This window comes from Actinacidiphila glaucinigra (assembly GCF_900188405.1).
Lineage (GTDB): Bacteria > Actinomycetota > Actinomycetes > Streptomycetales > Streptomycetaceae > Actinacidiphila > Actinacidiphila glaucinigra.
On record NZ_FZOF01000020.1, the window covers coordinates 21,228 to 40,321 of the forward strand.

General features: G+C 73.6%; 17 protein-coding genes. 6 read left to right on the plus strand and 11 right to left on the minus strand.

Translation table 11 applies throughout. The features are described from left to right. Positions 1–301: 301 nt before the first annotated feature. From CHF15_RS29850 to CHF15_RS29865, 4 genes are all read right to left on the minus strand, one after another. The gene (locus CHF15_RS29850) at positions 302–976 is read right to left on the minus strand and encodes a GAP family protein (protein ID WP_089227011.1); all 675 of its coding nucleotides are present in this window, start codon (positions 974–976) and stop codon (positions 302–304) included. A 198-nt stretch (positions 977–1,174) separates the two neighbouring features. Continuing rightward, positions 1,175–1,837 (minus strand): Type 1 glutamine amidotransferase-like domain-containing protein, encoded by a 663-nt coding sequence (locus CHF15_RS29855; RefSeq protein ID WP_089227012.1) that lies wholly within the window; start codon positions 1,835–1,837, stop codon positions 1,175–1,177. A gap of 72 nt (positions 1,838–1,909) precedes the next feature. After that, a complete protein-coding gene (locus CHF15_RS29860; protein WP_179280037.1) occupies positions 1,910–3,790 on the minus strand; it encodes an ABC transporter ATP-binding protein in 1,881 nt (626 codons plus the stop codon). A 167-nt stretch (positions 3,791–3,957) separates the two neighbouring features. After that, complete coding sequence (locus CHF15_RS29865) at positions 3,958–4,233, minus strand: hypothetical protein (protein ID WP_143681660.1); 276 nt, start codon at positions 4,231–4,233, stop codon at positions 3,958–3,960. Between the two features lie 707 nt (positions 4,234–4,940). Between CHF15_RS29865 and CHF15_RS29875 the strand changes: the two genes are divergently transcribed. Both CHF15_RS29875 and CHF15_RS29880 read left to right on the plus strand, forming a co-directional pair. After that, complete coding sequence (locus CHF15_RS29875) at positions 4,941–5,483, plus strand: glycine-rich domain-containing protein (RefSeq protein WP_089227015.1); 543 nt, start codon at positions 4,941–4,943, stop codon at positions 5,481–5,483. Positions 5,484–5,616: 133 nt separating this feature from the next. Further along, positions 5,617–6,510 carry a class I SAM-dependent methyltransferase gene (locus CHF15_RS29880; RefSeq protein ID WP_089227016.1) on the plus strand — a complete coding sequence of 298 codons (894 nt, stop codon included), beginning with the start codon at positions 5,617–5,619 and terminating at the stop codon, positions 6,508–6,510. Here CHF15_RS29880 and CHF15_RS29885 read toward each other — a convergent pair. From CHF15_RS29885 to CHF15_RS29905, 5 genes are all read right to left on the minus strand, one after another. Beyond that, positions 6,505–7,365, minus strand: a complete 861-nt coding sequence (locus CHF15_RS29885; protein WP_089227017.1) for an alpha/beta fold hydrolase — start codon at positions 7,363–7,365, stop codon at positions 6,505–6,507. The genes CHF15_RS29880 and CHF15_RS29885 overlap by 6 nt on opposite strands. A 55-nt stretch (positions 7,366–7,420) precedes the next feature. Continuing rightward, complete coding sequence (locus CHF15_RS29890) at positions 7,421–8,182, minus strand: alpha/beta hydrolase family protein (protein ID WP_089227018.1); 762 nt, start codon at positions 8,180–8,182, stop codon at positions 7,421–7,423. 238 nt (positions 8,183–8,420) lie between these two features. Continuing rightward, the gene (locus CHF15_RS29895; protein ID WP_089227019.1) at positions 8,421–10,328 is read right to left on the minus strand and encodes an alkaline phosphatase family protein; all 1,908 of its coding nucleotides are present in this window, start codon (positions 10,326–10,328) and stop codon (positions 8,421–8,423) included. A gap of 191 nt (positions 10,329–10,519) precedes the next feature. Continuing rightward, positions 10,520–10,717, minus strand: coding sequence for a hypothetical protein (locus CHF15_RS29900; RefSeq protein ID WP_089227020.1), 198 nt, complete (start codon positions 10,715–10,717; stop codon positions 10,520–10,522). Between the two features lie 269 nt (positions 10,718–10,986). Then, positions 10,987–11,889 carry a metallophosphoesterase family protein gene (locus tag CHF15_RS29905; protein WP_089227021.1) on the minus strand — a complete coding sequence of 301 codons (903 nt, stop codon included), beginning with the start codon at positions 11,887–11,889 and terminating at the stop codon, positions 10,987–10,989. 150 nt (positions 11,890–12,039) lie between these two features. On the opposite strand from CHF15_RS29905, the gene CHF15_RS29910 reads away from it, so the two are divergent. Further along, entirely contained in the window at positions 12,040–13,317 is a 1,278-nt protein-coding gene (locus CHF15_RS29910) for a nucleotidyl transferase AbiEii/AbiGii toxin family protein (protein ID WP_089227022.1), read from the plus strand. Between the two features lie 397 nt (positions 13,318–13,714). Here CHF15_RS29910 and CHF15_RS29915 read toward each other — a convergent pair whose 3' ends face one another. Continuing rightward, the gene (locus CHF15_RS29915) at positions 13,715–15,163 is read right to left on the minus strand and encodes an MFS transporter (protein ID WP_089227023.1); all 1,449 of its coding nucleotides are present in this window, start codon (positions 15,161–15,163) and stop codon (positions 13,715–13,717) included. A gap of 309 nt (positions 15,164–15,472) precedes the next feature. Between CHF15_RS29915 and CHF15_RS29920 the strand changes: the two genes are divergently transcribed. Continuing rightward, on the plus strand, positions 15,473–16,051 hold the full coding sequence (locus CHF15_RS29920; protein ID WP_089227024.1) for a TetR/AcrR family transcriptional regulator: 579 nt from the start codon (positions 15,473–15,475) through the stop codon (positions 16,049–16,051). Between the two features lie 19 nt (positions 16,052–16,070). Here CHF15_RS29920 and CHF15_RS29925 read toward each other — a convergent pair whose 3' ends face one another. Further along, positions 16,071–16,610 (minus strand): GNAT family N-acetyltransferase, encoded by a 540-nt coding sequence (locus tag CHF15_RS29925; RefSeq protein ID WP_089227025.1) that lies wholly within the window; start codon positions 16,608–16,610, stop codon positions 16,071–16,073. Between the two features lie 390 nt (positions 16,611–17,000). Here CHF15_RS29925 and CHF15_RS29930 point away from each other — a divergent pair, with 390 nt between their 5' ends. Together CHF15_RS29930 and CHF15_RS29935 are read left to right on the plus strand one after the other, a co-directional pair. Then, entirely contained in the window at positions 17,001–17,261 is a 261-nt protein-coding gene (locus CHF15_RS29930; protein ID WP_089227026.1) for a hypothetical protein, read from the plus strand. Between the two features lie 145 nt (positions 17,262–17,406). Then, a complete protein-coding gene (locus CHF15_RS29935) occupies positions 17,407–18,918 on the plus strand; it encodes an NlpC/P60 family protein (RefSeq protein WP_089227027.1) in 1,512 nt (503 codons plus the stop codon). Positions 18,919–19,094 lie beyond the last annotated feature (176 nt).

Here is a 19,094-nt window from a genome sequence, read left to right on the forward strand (position 1 = left end):
TCTCCCGCGGCCGCCAAGCGGCGTTCGCTCAGGATGCCCCCTACCCCGACGCCAAGTTCCACCGTGCTCTCGACGCCCTCGCCGACGCCGGCATCATCCAGCCGTCGGCCGAAGTGCCCGTGCCAAGGCCTCGTGCGCGGCCAAGAGAGATGACGACGGCTTGGGGGTGGACCGCGGAGTTGCGCAGAATTCGGGCTTGGTCGAGAAGCCGCACAGCGTGTCCGGCCTGGTCGACGCGACCGAGTGGTTGCGGCGCAGCCGCGACACCGGGACGCGAAGCCCGATTCGGGCCTGCGGGGCCTCAGACCAGGCCGCTGATGCCGTCCCCCAGGAGCTTCAGGCCGAGGACGAAGAACAGGACGTCCATGATGGCGGCGTTGTGTCGGGCGGCCCGGTCCCGCCAGTTGGCGAGGATGCCCTCGGCCCGCTCACCCATGCACAGGTACACGGCGAGCGGGGCGAGGACCCCGAGCGAAGCGATGACCACGAAGACGGCGAGCGCCCCGATCTGCTGCGGCACGGAAATCCCCGACGAGCTGATGGAGGCGCCGGCGGCGATCGTCAGGGGGGCGTTCTTGGCGTTCGCGGCAGAGAGCAGCAGGCCGAGGCCGAGCACCTTCGGCGGGGTGAAGTGGTCGATCGCCGCCATCCACTTCGGCAGCTGCGCCTGTGAGGGGTCGCGCGGACGTCCCCGCCACTGCCGGGCGGCGAACAGCAGGAGCAGGACGCCCAGCGCCAGCTTGAGGGCCCCCACCCACGTGGCCGGTTGACCGTGCGCGGACGCACCGCCGGGGCCGCCCACCGCCAGGGTGATCGCGCCGAGGACGGCCAGTCCCAGGAACCAGCCGACGGCGAACAGCGTGCCGTTCGTCCGTCCCTGCGGGGTGGCCAGGATGAGGATGATCGCCACGATGGGGAGCGGACTGATCGCGACAGCGGCGGCCAGGCCGAGTACATCGCCGACGGCGTGTCCCAAGGCGGCCTCCTCGCGAGTGGTCAGATCACGTACGCATCCGTCCGGACCGGTGGACGTGCGCGCCGGACAGGCTCCGCTCACCGATCGTCAGACGTGGGCCACGCCGGGGCGCGGTATCCGTGCCGTATGGGTGACCGACGGACGTGGTGCCCCAGGCGCGGCCCTTCCGGCGACGCGACGTCACCAACGCCGTCACGGCTATGACCCGAACTTCGTCCATCGCCCCTCGGAGACCACCTCGACGGAGCCGTCGACGACCTCGATGGCCGTCTGTTCGTCGATGGCGTACGCCGGGACGCCGATGTCGGCGGCCCAGCGCTCCGCGTCGGCCAGGGTGTTACTCGGGAAGGCGTCCAGGTGCGGGAAGATCGAGAAGTCGACGACTCCCAGGGCGCGGTCGTCCGGCGCGGACGGCCACTCGACGAAGTACGCCCCGATCCGGGGCGTCATCACCATGCTTCCGGCACTCACTCCCACCCAGACCGTGTCGGGCAGCGAAGGCAGCAGATCGGCCAGCCCGGACTCCCGCATCCAGTGGCACAGGTACGTCGCGTCGCCGCCGTCGACCAGGAGCACGTCGGCCTCCCGGACCCAGGGGACCCATCGCTCCGCGCCGATGGTGGGCAGCGCGGTGAGCTCGAGGACACCGAGCGAGGCCCAGCCCAGGCCGGACAGGTGCTGCCACCGGCGCTCGGCGGCTGCGAAGCCCCGCACCGATGCCGGACCGCACATCGGGTGACCCCACTGTGCCGTCGGGACACAGAGGGCGTGGCACTCGTCGACCGGCTTGCCGAGAAGCCGCACGAGCGCCGAGCGGATGCTCGGGTTCGTGACGCCGCCCGACGTGAGCAACAGCTTCAAGGTACCTCCAGAATCGTGCGCGGAAGGTGCATGTGCCGCAACACCCGGGACCGTGCTGGAACAGCTCAAGTGTCAGCGCAGCGTGCCCGGCACGAGGCCCTCCGTGCTGAACTGCGTGCGGTAGAGCTCCGCGTACCGGCCCTCCGCCGCCAGGAGTTCCGTGTGGGTGCCGCGCTCGACGACGCGGCCGTCCTCGACGACGAGGATGAGGTCGGCGGCGCGCACCGTGGAGAGGCGGTGGGCGATCACGACGGCGGTGCGGTCGGTGAGGGCCTCGGCGAGGGCTTCCTGGACGGCGGCCTCGGAGGTGCTGTCGAGGTGGGCCGTGGCCTCGTCCAGGATGACCACGCGCTGCCCGGCCAGGAGCAGCCGGGCGATGGTCATGCGCTGGCGCTCCCCGCCGGAGAGGCGGTAGCCGCGCTCGCCGACGACGGTGTCGAGGCCGTCGGGGAGTTCGGCGACCAGACGGTCCAGACGCGCGCGGCGCAGCACGTCGCGCAGTTCCTCGTCGGTGGCCTCCGGCCGGGCGAGCAGCAGGTTGGCCCGGATCGTGTCGTGGAAGAGGTGGCCGTCCTGGGTGACCATGCCGACCGTGGCCCGCAGCGAGGCGGCCGTCAGGTCGCGGACGTCGGTGCCGCCGACGCGGACGGCGCCCTCGTCGGCGTCGTACAGGCGCGGCAGCAGCTGCGCGATGGTCGACTTCCCGGCGCCGGAGGAGCCCACGAGCGCGACGGTGTGGCCGGGTTCCGCGCGGAAGGAGATCCCGTGGAGGACCTCGCCGCCGGCGCGGGTGTCCAGCGTCGCGACCTCCTCCAGGGAGGCCAGCGACACCTTGTCGGCGGACGGGTAGCCGAAGCGGACGTCCTCGAACTCGACGGCGACGGGCCCGTCCGGCACCGGGCGGGCGCCGGGCCGGTCCGCGATGAGGGGCCGCAGGTCGAGGACCTCGAAGACCCGCTCGAAGCTGACCAGGGCGCTCATGATGTCGACGCGGGCGCCCGCGAGCGCGGTCAGGGGCGCGTAGAGCCGGGTCAGGAGGAGGGCGAGGGTGACGACGGATCCCGCGTCGAGGGCGCCGGTGAGCGCGAAGTGGCCGCCCAGGCCGTAGACGAGCGCCAGCGCGAGAGCCGAGACGAGGGTGAGGGCGGTGATGAAGGCCGACTGCGCCATGGCGGTCCGCACGCCGATGTCCCGGACCCGGCGGGCGCGTTCCTCGAACCGGGCCGACTCGTCCGCGGGCCGGCCGAAGAGCTTCACCAAGGTGGCGCCGGGCGCCGAGAAGCGCTCGGTCATCTGGGTGCCCATGGCGGCGTTGTGCTCCGCGGCCTCCCGCTGGAGGCGCGCCATGCGGGTGCCCATGCGGCGCGCCGGGACGACGAAGACCGGGAGGAGCGCGAGGGCCAGCAGGGTGATCTGCCAGGACAGGGTGAGCATGACGCCGAGGGTCAGCAGGAGGGTGACGAGGTTGCCGACGACCCCGGAGAGCGTGTTGCTGAACGCGCGCTGCGCGCCGATCACGTCGTTGTTGAGGCGGCTGACCAGGGCCCCGGTGCGGGTCCGGGTGAAGAAGGCGACCGGCATGCGCTGGACGTGGTCGAACACGGCGGTGCGCAGGTCGAGGATGAGGCCCTCGCCGAGGTTCGCGGACAGCCAGCGCCCCAGCAGCCCGAGGCCCGCCTCGGCCAGGGCGATCACGGCGATCAGCACGGCGAGCGTGGTGACCCGTCCGGGGTCCCCGCCGGAGACGATGGCGTCGACGACCCATCCGGCGAGTACGGGGGTCGCCACGGCGAGCAGCGCGGTCACGGTGCTCAGCAGGACGAACTGGGTGATGCGGCGCCGGTGCGGCCGGGCGAAGGCGCCGACGCGGCGCAGGGTGTCGCGGGCCAGGGGGCGGCGGTCCTGCGTGGCGTTCATGACGCTGTGCAGTTGGGTCCAGGCCGTGGTCTCCATGCTCATGCACCGACCGTAGAACCTCGACCGACCTTGAGGTCAAGGAACCCCCGCGAACGCACCGGATCCGGGGTGCCTACACCCGGTCCCGGGCCGGGATCACCTCTCCACCGGGCGCCGAAGCGGCCCGCCCGACACCGCGGGCGGGCCGCCTCGTTGTGCCCGGGCTACGCCACGGACGGGAACAGCTCTTTGCAGTGCATGCAGATCATCTGCTTCAGCCACTGCGCGCGCTTGCGCTGAGAGGTCTGCTCCTTGCCTCGCTCCCGCGCACCCCACACCGCTCCGCCGACCGTCACGAGCAGCCCCGGAAGGATCACCCCCGACACCAGCAGCGCCACCCCGAATCCGGCCACCAGCAGCGGCCCGACCAGCGCCGCCTTCTCCTCCGCCGGTTGCGCGAAACCCTTCTTCAGCGCCGAGCCCGGATCCATCGTCGCCACGTACAGCTCCAGTCTCTGCACTTGAGTGGACCCGCATCGCTTGCACTGCAACACCGCCACCGCATCCCCCGATCCGTCGACAGACAACGAGAATGCGGGCAACCCCGCCAAGTCGACAAGATGACAAAATGCCTCGCACGGAGGTTCCGAGGCCCGGCGATCACCCGGTCCGGCTACTGAATGTGCATGGCGAGGTGCCCGAGGCGACTCTTGATGTGGGCCCGCCGCCCTCCACGACCGCTCACTCTCCCGGAAGCGGTACCTGTCGTCCGTCGCGGGCCGTTCCTGGAGGTGACGTGGTGTCTCGAACAGTCATACCCCGCATGTTGCAGGCGGTGGTCACGAGCGTGGCCCTGGCCGCCGGTTCGATGGCGGGTGCCGCCTACGCGGCCGGCGGGGACGGGGGCCCCGCGCCCGAGGCCGGCGGACCCCGCGCCGGGAAGCGTGCGGCTCAGCCGTGCTCGTCCTTCCCCTACCTGCCCTGGCACTGCCCGGGCCGGCCGGGCCGCCCCGGTCCGCCAGGCCCCCCTGGTCCGCCGGGGCCCGCCGGCCCTCCCGGTGCGCAGGGCCCCGCAGGCCCCGCCGGCCCTCAGGGGCCGCAGGGCGGGACCGGCCCGCAAGGACCCGCCGGGGCCGCCGGACCGGAAGGTCCCCAGGGGCCCGCCGGGCCTCAGGGGCCGCCCGGAACCGCAGCCGACCACGGCCTCGTGGAGTTCGTCGACGACGGTGAGTTCGTACCGCCCGCCGCGGTGACCACGGTCTTCGTCCAGGCATGGGGCGCCGGCGGGGGCGGAGCCGTAGGCGGCGGCGCGATCACCGGCGCCGGAGGCGGCGCCGGCGGCCTCGCCTGGTGCGTCCTCCCCGTCCAGCCCGGCACACCGGTCGCGGTGGACGTCGGCGCCGGCGGCGCCGGAGGGGCAGGCGCGGCCAACGGCTCTCCGGGGACGCCGACCGAAGTGGACAACAACCTGGGCGGTGTCGTGTCGGCCGATGGCGGCGGGGGCGCGTCGCTGCTCCTGCCCGGCACCGGCGGCACGGGCGTCTGTCCCGGGCAGGGAACCGTCCGCGAGGGCGCGGACGGCTTGATCGGGAACCCGACACCGGGCGCCGGGGGTCAGGGGGGCCGCCCCCCGGTGGACGGCGTCGTCCAGCCCGCTCCGCCCGGTGCGGGCGAGGGCGGCGACGGCGGCGGCGACACCGACGTTCCGGGCTCGGCGGGCGGCGACGGATACGTCGTCATCTGGTGGTGACGGACCGCTCCCCGGTCCGGGTACGCCGGCCCTCGCGCCACCCGCCCCCGGGAGGCGGCGTCCCCGGAATTCCGGCCCGGGATCGATATCCTCGCGTTCGGTCCGGTGGACCACCTTCTCCAGGGAGCAGTTCATGCCACATTCGGGAGAAACCGCGGACGTAATTCCCCGGCCGCAGCGGTTCGCCGATGTCGAAGGCTGGTTCTGGCCGGTCGACCAATTGCTCTTCGACTGGTTCCTGCGACGGCAGCACGACCGGGAAAACCCCGGTGACCTGCTGGAACTCGGCGCCTACATGGGAAAGAGCGCCATCTTCATGGGGAACTACCTCCGCCAGGGGGAGCGGTTCACGGTGTGCGACCTGTGGGATTCCCCGGCTGTGGACAACCCGAACAGCGCCGAGATGAACAAGGCGTACGCGACGCTCACCCGGCGCGCCTTCGAGGCCAATTACCTCTCGTTCCACGACCGGCTCCCCACGATGGTGCAGGGCCCGACCTCGGTGATCACCTCGCACGTCGGCGCCGGCAGCTGCCGCTTCGTGCACGTCGACGCGTCGCACCTGTACGAGCACGTCTCCGGCGACATCGCGGCGGCGCGCGAACTGCTCGTCCCGGAGGGCATCGCGGCCTTCGACGACTTCCGCAGCGAGCACTGCCCGGGCGTCGCCGCCGCCGTGTGGGCGGCGGTGGCGACGGTCGGACTCAAGCCCATCGCGGTCACCGGCACCAAGCTCTACGGCACCTGGGGCGACCCGGCCGCGGCGGGCGAGGAACTGCAGCGGTGGCTGAGGACGCGCCAGGACCTGTGGCACGCAGTGGACCAGGTGGCGGGCGTGCCCCTGATCCGCATCAGGGGCACCAAGGCGAAGTCCCCGGCTCCGCCCGTCTCCCGCCACGCCTCGCTCCGCGGCCGCACGTCCCCGGTCAGGGAACGGGCCCGCGCCGTCCGCCGCCTGGCGAAGGACCTCGTCCCGCCGGCCCTGGCCCGTGCCGTGCGGGCGTCCCGCCACCGCCGTACGTCATGAGGCCCTGACCCCGGCCCCACCTCCCAGGAAATCCGCCACGGCCGTCACGAAGCGGGCCGGGTCGTCGAGCCAGGGGAAGTGCCCGGCGCCGGGCTGGACGACGAGCGCGGCGTCCGGGAACAGCCCGGCGAACTCCGCGACCGCGGCCGGGGGAGCCCCGAGGTCGACCTGCCCGGCCAGCAGCAGGACCGGCGCCGTCACCCGGGCGAGCGCGGCGCGCGTGCCGTCCGGGGCGAAGGCGCCCTCGGCGCCGAACGCGGCCACCACCTCGTCCTTCATCTGCTCCCGTTCGGCGGCCTGGTGGGCCCGCGCCGCATCGTCCCAGCGGCCGTAGGAGAACGGCGCGAGGGCCTGCCACCGCTCGGCGGTGGCCTCGCCCGCCACGATCGCCTCCAGCGCCGCGAACGCCTCCGGGAACCACGGTTCGTCCCGGCGCAGGAGAGCCGTCTCGCGCCGCAGGTCGCCCGGGATCGGAAGGCCGACGGCCCGGACGCTCGGCGTGACGAGGACGAGGCTGCCGACACGGTCCGGATGGCGGCCCGCGTACTGGGCGGCGATGTTCGCCCCGGCACTGTGCGCGAGCACGTCCATCCGGTCGAGGCCGAGGTGCTCGCGCAGCGCCTCGACGTCGTGGACGAGCCGGTCGCAGCGGCAGGAGGCGAGGTCCTCCGGCAGCCCGGACAGGCCGGTGCCGCGGAGGTCCGGCCTGATCAGCCGCCGGTGCGCGGACAGGCCGCCGAGGTCACCGAGGTACACGGAGTCCTGCGGCCCGCCGGGCAGGCAGAGCAGCGGGCGGCCCGAGCCGAGGTCGTGGTAGGCGAGTTCGGTGCCGTCGTACGAGGGGAAGAAGGGCATGGCGGAGGTCCTTTCGGCGGTGCCGGGGGAAGCGCGGTAACGGGGTGGCGCGGGGTCAGTGGTGTGCCTGCCGCGCACCGGAGGCCCGGAGACGGCCGGCGAAGAAGCGGTGTTCGCTCTCCACCTCGGACGTGGGCAGCTCCATGTGCCGGCCCGGGTTGGCGTGGAGCGTCTTGTCGCGCGAGGCGAACGCGTCGAAGAGGGCCAGTGACGACGACCGCGGCACCAGCTCGTCGTCCCACTGCAGCAGGAAACGGACCGGGACGGTGATCCGGGCCGCCGCGCCGGCCAGGGACTCGTGGCCGAGCAGCCCGAACACGGCGGCGGTGATCCGGGGTTCGGCGGCCACGAGCGGCACGCCGACGGCGGTGCCCAGCGACACGCCCCAGAACCCGACGGGGACGTCCGGGCCGACGCGGCCGTGGCCAAGCAGGGCGTCCAGGGTGGCGCGCCACTCCGGGACGGCACGGGTGGCCAGTGCCGCGTTGTGGGCCGCGACAAGCGGGGCGACGGGTCCGCCCGAGGCCACCGCCTCCCTGATGCGTACCGCGGCGGCCTCGTCGGCGGCGGTCCGCGGGCGGTCGCCGTGCCCGGGCGCGTCGATGGCGGCGACCGCGAAGCCTCCGGTCGTCACATGGTGGTGGGCGCGGGCCAGCAGGCCCGGGGCCTTCTTGTGGCGTCCGCCGCCGTGGGCCAGCAGGATCAGCGGGCGGTCGCCGTCCGCGCCGGCGGGGGACCAGAGCACGCCGGTGATGTCGCCGAGGACGAAGTGGTGTTCCGAGACGCCGTCGGCGGTCGTCTCCGAGAGGAAGCGCATGGTTCGGTGCCTTTCGGGATGCCTTCGGGCACTCCCGGGGACACCTGCGTCAGAGGATCCGCGCAGCCGTGCGAGAGGGGAGTACCCGTCCTGATACAGCGTTGATGGGTCTCACCTCCTCGGTCGTCACTGCGCGGTGACGCTATCAGACCGGTGGTCGCGGGGCAGCCGGTTTTTCGGCGCCTTCCCGCGGCTCCCGTCGCCCCCCGGTTTTGCTGGGAGGACGACGGGAGGGACCTCACGGCCGAGGGGCGGAGAACGCGTTCAGGAAGCGGTCGCGGAAGGAGTCCATCCGCCAGACGGGAGCGTCGTGTTCGGGCTGCAGCCCGTCGCTCCAGCCCCAGCCGGAGACCTGGTCCAGCACCTTGGGGTCGTGGGCGACGATCGCGATCGGCACGTCCCGGCTGGCGTCGACGCCGACGACCGTCGACACCGGCTGATGGTCGCCGAGGAAGACCAGCACCGTGTTCTCGTTGCCGTACTTCGTCACGAACTCGACGAGGCTCTTCAGCGAGTACTGGATCGCGTTGCCGTACTCCTGACGGACCTGCTTGGGGTCCTTCCAGACCTCCTTGGGGTCCTTGCCCTCCTTCTCGATGGCGTCGTAGACCGAGCCGTCGCCGACCCGGTCCCAGTCGATCATGCGGGGGATCGGTGCCCAGGGGTTGTGGCTGGAGGTCAGGATGATCTCCGACATCATCGGCTGGTTCGACGCCTTCCCGTGCTCCAGGCGCTCGAACGCCGACAGGGTGTACTGGTCGGGCACCGGTGACCAGCTGAACTTGGGCCCCTGGTAGCCCATGGAGCGCGAGTCGTGGATGTGGTCCAGGCCGAAGAACTTGCCCTCCGGCCACGCCCGCGTGACGCCGGGCATCATGCCGACCGTCCGGAAGTCACCGGTGCGCTTGAAGGCGCTGGTCAGGGTCATCCGGTCGCTGGAGCTGACGTAGCGGTAGCGCTGCTGGTCCTGGACCCAGAGCCCGGACAGGAAGGTGGTGTGGGCGAGCCAGCTGCCCCCGCCGGTGACGGGGGAGGTCAGCCAGCCGCTGCGTGCGGAGAATCCCGCGTCGGCGAGCTGCCGGGTGCCGTCGCGGAGCACCGCGTCGACACCCGGGGCCATCGCCGGGTCCTCGACCGCGCCGCGGCCGTAGCTCTCGATGAACGTGAAGATGACGTCCTTGCCGCGCAGTCCGGACAGCAACCGGTCCGGCGGCACCTTCGCGAACGGGTCGTCGGCCACCTTCTCGGCGAACACCTTCCGGTCGGCCAGGCCCTGCCGCACCATGCCGACCTGGCTCCGGACCCGCAGGCCGGCGTCCTTGGCGGCGAGGTTCAGCCCGGAGACCTGGATGCCGAGGGTCGCGCACGTCATCCAGACCACCCCGGCCACCAGGGTGCCGCGGCGCGCCACCGAGGGGTGCCGCAGCATCACCGTGACGAGCCGCACGATCGCCAGCGGCATCAGCACGAGCAGCACGAGGACGGCGAGCAGGGCTCCCGCCAGGGCGCCGTACGCGGTCGCCTCACCGGCCGAGTCCTTCAGGAACGACAGCCCGTCGGAGAAGAGCGGCCAGTCGAAGAGCGGGTGGAAGGGACGTTCGAGCGTCTGGTAGAAGCCCATGTTGACGCAGTCGAGGAGGACCAGCAGGCCGAGGAGGACCCCGCTGACAACCGCGACGACCCGGCGGGGGCGGGGCGGCAGGACGAGCAGCAGGGCGGCCAGCAGGATCGGCTCGGCCGGGACGCGGGCGAAGCGGGACGCGGTGAGCTGCGGGAGCCGCTCGGGCATCAGGAAGGCGAAGAGCACCAGGACGGCGGCGAGGGCCGTGAGGCTCCACGACAGGCCGCGGGTGACGCCGGGGTGCCGCTCCCGCCATCGGGCGAGCGCGTTCTTCGAGGTGGGGGCCGGGGCGGGATCGGTGGGTTCGGGTTCGGCGGGGGCCGCTTCGGCGGGGTCCTCGGCATGCGTCTGTTCCGCGTCTGGCCCGTCGTCGGGGGCGGGGGCAGCCTCGGGTCCGGCCGCTTCCGCGGCGTCCTCAGGGGCCGGCTCCGCGACCGCCTCCTCCGGGGCGTCACCTGGGGGCGGTTGCTCCTTCGAGTCCGCCTGGTCCTTTGCCGGCCGCTGATGAGCGCTGGAGAGCGACAACCCGAAGTTCCTTCCAAACGAGCCACGGTGATGGAGGGTGACCCAGGCTGGAGAGGCTTGGGCCACCGCAAGCCTGTACGGCTCGCCGACCGCCCCGGTTCACCCTCCCTCCGTTCATCGGGAAAACGGACCATTGCATGGGCATGTCTTTACGGAAGAGGGAGGGTTTCACCCGGCTGTCGCCTCCGGCGTCACCCGGCTGCCGGGCGGGTGCGGGGCATGCACGCCGCGCGGACGGGTGGCCGGCGGTCCGGGTCGAAGGCGAGCGGGGCGGGGCGGAGCCGCGGCAGGTGGTGCAGTGCGTACGCGCTGAACGGCACGGTCGCGCCGGACGGCACGGGGACGCCGCCGAGGAGCTGGTCGGTCTCCTCGTGGAGCCGGCGCTCCACCTCGGGCCCGCGGGGGGAGGCGTGGCGTCGACGACAACTCCGCCGGTCGTCCCGGCCGTTCACCGGGCGTGTGCCCGGGGCGGGAGGACTGCGGCCGCGCTCCGGCTCTGGCGTCACCGGGGGTTCGCCGTCGCGGCCTGCGCCCGGACGGCGGCACGCGACGCCGCGGGCCTGTGGGGCGTCCGGTGGTCAGGGTTTGCTGCTGCGAACAAAGTTGGCGTCACGCGGCGGGCGGTCGCGCGGTGAGCCCGGCCTGGTGTCCGTGGGAGTCAGCTGCCGGGCGCGGCCCAGGCGCTGGGGCCGAGCTGGTCGATGATCGTACGGAGCTGCTCCCGGTCGAGCTCGTAGATCGTCTCGCCCGCCCTCGGGTCGCGCGCGTGCAGGGTGTGGAACAACGGCCCGCCGTGGGGCCCGATCTGCACCAGGGTGGCCGAGGCGCCCCGGACGGCGCGCTCGGTGCCGGGCGGCGCCGTGAGGTCGACCCGGCCGACAACCCCCGAGGTCACGCACACCGGCACCGACTCCAGGTGCCCGGACAGCTGGAGGTGGAAATGGCCGCAGAGGATCAGCCGCACGTCCGTGCCGCGGATCGCGTCGGCCAGGTCGCCGGGGTTCCGCAGTCCCAGCGCGTGCTGTACCTCGACGTCGAGCGCGATCGGCGGATGGTGCAGCACCAGCACACTGCCCATGGGGGCCGGGGTGGCCAGGACCTCCCGCAGCCAGGCCAGCTGCGCCCCGCCGAGCAGGCCGTACCCCATGCCGGGCACCAGCGAGTCGAGGGTGATGAAGCGGTAGCCGTCGACCATGCTCACGGCCGCCCGCTCCCCGGCGGGCGAGGTCAGCATCGCCCGGGCGTGGTTGCGGCCGTCCGGGCGCAGGTGCCCGCTGCCCAGCGCCCGCGCGAAGGCCCGCCGCTCGTCGTGGTTGCCGGTGCTGTAGAACACCGGCGCCTGGCGGCGCAGGGCGAAGTCCCGCACGATGTCGCGCACGGAGAGGTACGCGTCCAGCGATCCGTCGTCGGCGATGTCGCCGCTGATGACGATGACGTCGATGTCCGCCACCGGTTCCAGGTCGTTGAGGAGCCCGCGCAGCGACTCCCTCGCGTTGACACCACCCGCCTTCGGTGATCCGAAGCGGTCGAGATGGGTGTCGGAGAGATGCAGGATCCGCATTGCGCGTACGGTACCCGGCTCGCGCCGTGGCGTCACCGATCATTGCGCCGCGCAACGGACGGGCGGGGAGCCGCGGAACGGAGTTGCGGCGCGGCGCGCAGGTCGTGAGGCTGAGCCCGGCAAGAAGGTGCGGGGAAGAGGGGGAGGGCCATGCGGCGGTCGTGGAAGGGCTTCGGCTGGACAGCCACCGAGGTGCCGCAGGCGCCACTGGACGACGGGCAGCGCCTGCAACGAGGGGTGCCGTTGACGCTGCGGGCCGTGGAGGACCGGCGAGCCGTGCAGCGGCCGGTGTTCGATCCGGCGCTGAAGCAGCACCCCAACGCCTACCGGGCGGCCGACCCGCGGTTCCCGGACCCCGAGGTGGAGGCCGCGTGGCTGGAGGCGCGTCGCCTGGCGACGGACCTCGTGCTCGCGGCCGTCGCGGACTCGCCGTGGGCGGAGCACCTGGTGCTGCGCGGCAGCAGGCTGCTGCGCGCGTGGTTCGGGGACGGCGCCCGGGAGCCAGGTGACCTGGACTTCGTCGTCGTGCCCCGGGAATGGCGGATCGAGGAGCCGCGGACGAAGGCGATGTTCGACGGCATCGCCCGCGCGGCCGGGCACGGCTCCGCGTCCGGGCCGGTGCGGATCTCGGCGGAGGACGCGATCGCCGAGGACATCTGGACGTACGAGCGCGTGCCCGGACGCCGCCTCGTCCTGCCGTGGACGGCGGACGGGCTGCCCGGCGGGATCGTCCAGATCGACATCGTCTTCAACGAGCGGCTGCCCACGCCGCCGGAGCCGGTCCGGCTCCCCGCCCTGTCGGCGGGCGGCCCCGAGGCGGCGGTGCTCGGGGTGACCCCGGAACTGTCGCTGGCGTGGAAGCTGATGTGGCTGGTCAGCGACCGGCACCCGCAGGGCAAGGACCTGTACGACGCGGTGCTGCTCGCCGAGTCCTGGCGCCTGCGCTACGAGGTGCTGCGCGACGTCTTCCTCGACGCGGAGGGCTCGTACGCGCTGCGGCCCGTCACCGCGGACGGGCTCGGCGAACTGGTGCCGGCGGTGGAGTGGCGGCACTTCGCGGCCGAGTACCCCCGGCTCGGCGGTGACGCGGCGCCGTACGGCCGCCGCCTGACCGACGCACTCGCCCCGACGTTCGACGGCGCCCCGCGGGGCGCCGCACTGCGGGACTGGTGGATGGCGCCCTGGCTCGCGGAGTACCGCGAGGTCCACGAGCGCGAGGGCATGACGGGCCTGCAGAAGCGGCTGGCGGCCGAGACGGGCCCGCCGGTCGCCGTCGTCATCACCCGGCATGTGCTCGGGCCCGGCCGGTGCAGCCCCGAGGACGCTCTCGCGATCATGCTGGCCGACCCGGCCTGGTCCCCGTGGGTGAAGATCTACGAGCGTCAACCGCAGTGGCGCCGGGAGCACTTGGTCCCGCCGGGGGAGTGAGGGCGGCCCCCGGCCGGGGCCTGCGCTGTGGCCGGAGGGCGGCCGGTGACCACGGCGGATGTCCGGCGTCGGGGCAGGGCACCTGCGGGGGCAGGAGCACCGTTCCCGGCCGGGGAATGACGGCGCCGTGCGGGCAGGTGCCGTGACCTTCGCGAGGTCGGCCGCGCCCGCACGTGGTGCGGCCAGGCGCCGTCAGGGTGTCCGTCTCGCGGTCGGCTCGACTCCGTCGGCAACCGAAAGCACCTGTGTGGCCGGAGGGTTGGGGGCGCCGTCCGCAGAGACGGCGGACGCCTGCCCCGTCACCGCCGTTGCTGGTTCCGCCGGGGCCGGTGCGGGCTCGCCCGCGGTGCGGCGGGTGCGGCGGCCCTTGCGAGGGGCGCCGCACCCGCGTCGGAGGTCAGCCGCGGGCGCCCGACGCGACCGCTTCGGCTTCCGCCGGGGCCGCCGCGGCGCCGCTCGCGGCGTGGCGGGCGGTGGCGGCCCGGTGGACCGGGACGAGGAGGGCGGCCAGGGCCGCCGCCAGGCACAGCACGGCCAGCAGCCCGAACGCGTGGGTGTAGCCGGAGGCGTAGGGGAGGCCGGAGGGCTGGAGCCGGCTGGTGACCAGGACGCTGGTGACCGCCGCGCCGATGGAGCCGCCGATGGTGCGGATGTTGGCGTTCATGCCGCTCGCGGCGCCGGTCTGCTCCGGCGGGACGCTGCGCACGATCAGGTTGGCCATCGAGGCGAAGGCGAGGCCGATGCCGAGGCCGAAGATGCCGGCCGCGAACGCCACCTGCCACTGCTGATCGTGCCATGCAGCGAGGAAGCCACAGGCCACCGCGCCCAGCGCGGCACCGGTCGTGAGCAGGCGCTTCGCGCCCACCACGGGTTCGAGGCGGCCGCTGAGGACACCGGAGAGGAACATCGCGATCAGCATCGGCAGCATCAGCAGGCCGGCTCCCGTCACGCTGGCGCCGAAGCCGTAGCCCGCGGCACGCGGGGTCTGGGCGAAGCCGGGGAGGAAGGACCAGATCGAGTACATGCCCGCGCCGAAGAGCAGACCGGCGGCGTTGGTCGTCCACACGGCGCGCAGCCGCATGATGCGCAGGTCGATCAGGGGGTGGCGGGAACGGGCCTCGGCCGTCAGCCAGAGGGCGAAGAGGACGACCGCGGCGGCGAACAGGCCGAGGGTGCGGCCCGCGGTCCAGCCCCACCGGGTGGCCTGGCTGAGCGGCAGCAGCAGCGCCACGAGCCAGCTCGACAGGAGGATGGCGCCGAGCCAGTTGACGCGTCCCTCGGCCCGGCTCGGGGACTCGGGCACGTAGCGGAAGGCGATCAGCGCGGTGATCGCGACGACGGCGACGGGCAGCCAGAACAGCCAGCGGTAGTCGAGCGCCGAGACGATCGGGCCGGCGGCCACGATGCCGACGCCGCCGCCCGCGGCGATCACGGCGGAGAGGTTGCTGATGCTCGGGCTCACCCGGTTCGCGGCGAACTCGTCCCGGATGATCCCGAAGGACAGCGGGAAGAGCGCGCCGCCGATGCCCTGGATGACGCGGGCGATGATCAGGACGCCGATGGACGGCGCGAGCGCGGCGAGCAGGCAGCCCAGCGTGAGGGTCACCAGGACGGCGACGAGGGTGCGCTTCTTGCCGATCAGGTCGCCGACCCGGCCGAGGATGGGGGTGAAGACCGAGGCGGACAGCAGGTAGGCCGTCATCACCCAGGTCACGGTGGACTGCGAGGTGTGCATGGCGTGCTGGACGGTCGGCAGGGCCGGCGCGATCAGCGACTGGAGCATGGAGAACACGCCCGCACCGGTCGCGAGGACCGCGAAGGTGAGGCGGGTGGACTTGCGTGGCATGGGATGCCTCTCCGATTCCGGACGGGGGCGTGGCCGGGAGCGTCCGGCCGTGGTCGTACGGGCCGCGTGGGCAGCCTGGGAAGCGGTGACCGCGCGCGGCGGCCACCGGGGAACGTCGGGGGACGGGCGATGCGTCGGCGCAGGGCCCGGGGAAGGGGTCACACTGGGTCACACCGGGGTGCGTACGCCGTACCGCCGCGCGCTCGGCACGCGGCGGAGGGGACCACACCCCGACTGGTAAAGTGGAGGTATGCCTCCACTGTAGCGGAGGCTACCCTCCACTTCAAACGTTCCGGTCAGGAGGCAGCAGTGACGGCCGACACGTTCCCCGTCAGCGCGATCGTCGCGTCCCAGCGCCCGCACCGAAAGGACGCGGCGCGCAACTACGACGCCTTGCTGGCGGCCGCCCGCGAGGCCTTCGCGGAGAACGGCGCCGAGGCCTCACTGGAGGACGTCGCCCGCCGCGCGGGCGTGGGCATCGCCACCCTCTACCGGAACTTCCCCACCCGCCGGCACCTCTTCGAGTCCGTCTACGCGGACGAGGTCGACGACCTGTGCCGGGTCGCCCGGGAGGTGGCCGACCGCGAGCCGTGGGAGGCGCTCACCTCCTGGCTGGGCCGCTTCGTCGCCTACACCGTGACCAAGCGGGCCATCCGCGAGGCCCTCGACAACGAGTCCGAGGTCTTCCTGGCCTGCCGCGAGTCCATGTTCCAGGCCGGCGGCCCGCTGTTCGACCGTGCCCAGCAGGCCGGCGAGGTCCGCGGCGACATCTCCTTCGACGACCTGCTCCGCATGGTCTCCGGCATCTCCGGAACCTATTTCCCGGACGACGCCCAGCGCGACCGCATCCTCGGCGTCGCCCTCGACGGGGTCCGCGCGAACCGCTGAACCGCGCCGCACGCGCCGGTCAGCCGCCCGGCCGCGGCGCGGCGTAGGCGCGGACGGCAACCCGCCGGTCCGGGCCCCACCGCTGCTCGACGGTGGCCAGCAGCGTCCATCCCAGCCGCTCGTACAGGGCGGCCGCGGCTGTGTCCGACGCGACGACGTCGAGCACCGGGTGCAGACCGCGCAGCCGCGCCTCCCCGACGGCGGCGGCCATCAGCAGGGCTCCGACGCCGCGGCCCCGGGCGCCCGGCGCGACGAACAGCCGGCCCACGACCGCGGTCGGTCCGGCGCCCGCGCCCTCGCGCGCGCTCCACAGGCCCGGCGCGGCGTCGCTCCCGGTGCCCGGCCCGAGGCCGACGTGGCCGACCACGACACCGTCCGACTCGGCGACCCAGGCGGCGAGCGAGGCGGCCCCGGACAGCCACGCGGCCGGCGCGGTGGGCCAGTCGACCGGGTAGCCGTCCCGGTCGTGGACCGCGGCGAGCACCCGCACGCACGCGTCGAGGTCGCCCTCCTCCCGCCGCCGGACCCGGATCGCCGTACCTGCCGTCTCTTCGCGCATCCGGGAATGCAACCACAGGTCGCCCGTCGCACCGGCAGCGGGAACCGCCTGGAAAACCATGACGGGCGATGCCGAGCGGGCGACGGCGTGATGGCGGCCCGGTCGCCGGGGAGCGGCACGCGTACGGCGAGAACAAGACAAGTGCCCGCCGCGACGCGGGCGGCGGCTCCCCGGCCCGGGCAGTCCACCCACTCCCGGAGGACTTCGTGAACACGACCCGTACCCGCACGCTGCTCGGACTCGCGTCGGCCGCCGTGTGCCTCGCCCCCCGTCGGCGGGCCCGCCCACGCCGCTCCCGTCAGCGCCGACGCCGCGACGGCGAGGCACCGCGTCGTCGTCCTGGACGAGGTCAAGCCGGAGAGACTGCGCGCGGCCGCGGCCACCGAACCGATGACCTGGGCCTTCGACATCGACTACGGCGGCGAGTACACCACGATCTACGGCGACGCCGGTCCCTGCGACGCCGCCGGGTACGGCTTCAGCCCCAGCAGCTGGTGGTCGATCCGGCTGTCCTCGTACCTCGTCGCCGGCGGCTGCGACACGTCGTTCGCGTCCGGCCCGAGGGGCAGCGCCACCTTCACCGGCGCCGTGCCGTACGTGGGGGCGGATCTCGACGACGCCGTCACCTTCATCAAGGTCTGGCGCGGCTGACCTCTCCCACCAGGGGTTTTCCGGCCGGGAGGCGAAGAGGAAACGGGAAACCCCTGTTGCCGGCGGTCCGTTCGGGGCCACCGTGAGGGCCGACACGCGACCGAGGGCGGCGCCGGGCGCCGCCCCGTCCTGGGGGGAAGACCGCATGAGAGCACGACGCTGGGGAGCCGGGCTGGTCGCCGCCTTGGTGACCGCCCTGCTCCTCGCGCTCGTTCCGGCCGCCGCCGCCCGCGCGGCCGGGACCGGGGAGCAGAACTGGTGCAGCCTGCAGGGCATCGCCTCCGACGAGGCGCACCGGGCCGTGGACGCGGCCTGCCAGGAGTGGCGCAACCGCACGCTGTACACGTGGGGCGGCGGGCACGGCCCCGCGCCCGGCATCAGCTACGGCACCATCGACATCCACGACCTGGAAGAGACCTGGAACGACCCGTACACCCGCGGCTTCGACTGCTCGGGGTTCGTCCGCTGGGCCTGGTACAAGGCCGTCGGGTGGGACATCCTCGGCGGCGGCACCGCCGAGGCGATGTACCGGAGCGCCGGGCGCACCTACCAGGCGGTCCACGGCAGCGGCGGCGGCAAGCCGGCCGTCTCCGACCTGCAGCCCGGTGACATCGTCTTCACCGGTGTCGGCGGCACGGTCGACAGCATCAGCCACGTGATGCTCTACCTCGGCGACGGGTACGTCGTGGAGGCGTACCAGTCGCAGCGCCCCATGCGGGTGATCGACATCAACGCGCGCATCGACAACAACCGCCTGGTCGGGGCGGCGCGCATGCCGCAGGGCGGCCCCTTCACCGAGCCGCCCGGCTACGACGGCACCCTCCAGGTGACCTGGGGCACCGACGTGGCGGTGCGGCAGCACCCCAACAAGACGGCGGCGCTGGTGACCCGGCTCTCCGGGCCGGACCTGGTGTACGCCACCTGCCAGCAGCACGGGGAGAACGTCACCGCCGAGGGCTACACCAACGACGCCTGGACGTACCTGTCCAACCGCGGCGGCTGGATCAGCAACATCTACCTGAGAGGGCCCGCCTGGCTGCCGGAAGTGCCCACCTGCACCGGCTCCGCCTACGACCCGCAGACCGGTTCCGGGGGCGGCGGCGGGGTCACACAGGGCGGCGCCTACAGCACCTGGGGTACCGGCGTCGCGATCCGCTCCGAGCCGTCCACCACCACCGGCACCACGGTGGCCCGGCTGGCCGGCCCGACGAACGTCGCCGTCAGCTGCCAGACGCACGCGCAGAGCGTGACGTCCGAGGGGTACACCAACGACGCCTGGTCCTACCTGCCGCAGTACGGCGGCTGGATCACCAACATCTACATGCGCGGCGACGCCTGGCTCGCCGGGATCCCCGCCTGCGACGGCAAGGGCACCTCCACGCCGGCCGGCGCGAGCCCATACGGCACCTGGGGCACCGGAGTGGCGGTCCACGCCTACCCGTCCACCGGGTCCGCCGTGGTGGTCCGGTTCGCCGGTCCGACCGACGTCGCGGTGTCCTGCCAGAAGCACGCGGAGGAGGTGACGGCCGAGGGCTACACCAACGACGCCTGGTCGTACCTGCCGGAGTACCAGGGCTGGATCAGCAACATCTACATGCGCGGCGACGCCTGGCTGTCCGGCGTGCCGAGCTGCGGCGCTCCGGGCGGCGCCATCTGAGCGACCCCGGTCCGCCACGGCCGGCGTGGTCCCACCGCTCACGGGGGCGGTGGGGCCCGCCGGCCCGTGGCCATTTCTCGACCGTGCGCACCCCTTCCCCCGCGACCCTGGGAACCACGCCCCGCCCGGCGCACTCCTCACCTTCCGACGGGCACGCCGGCGAGGCGGCCCGAGAC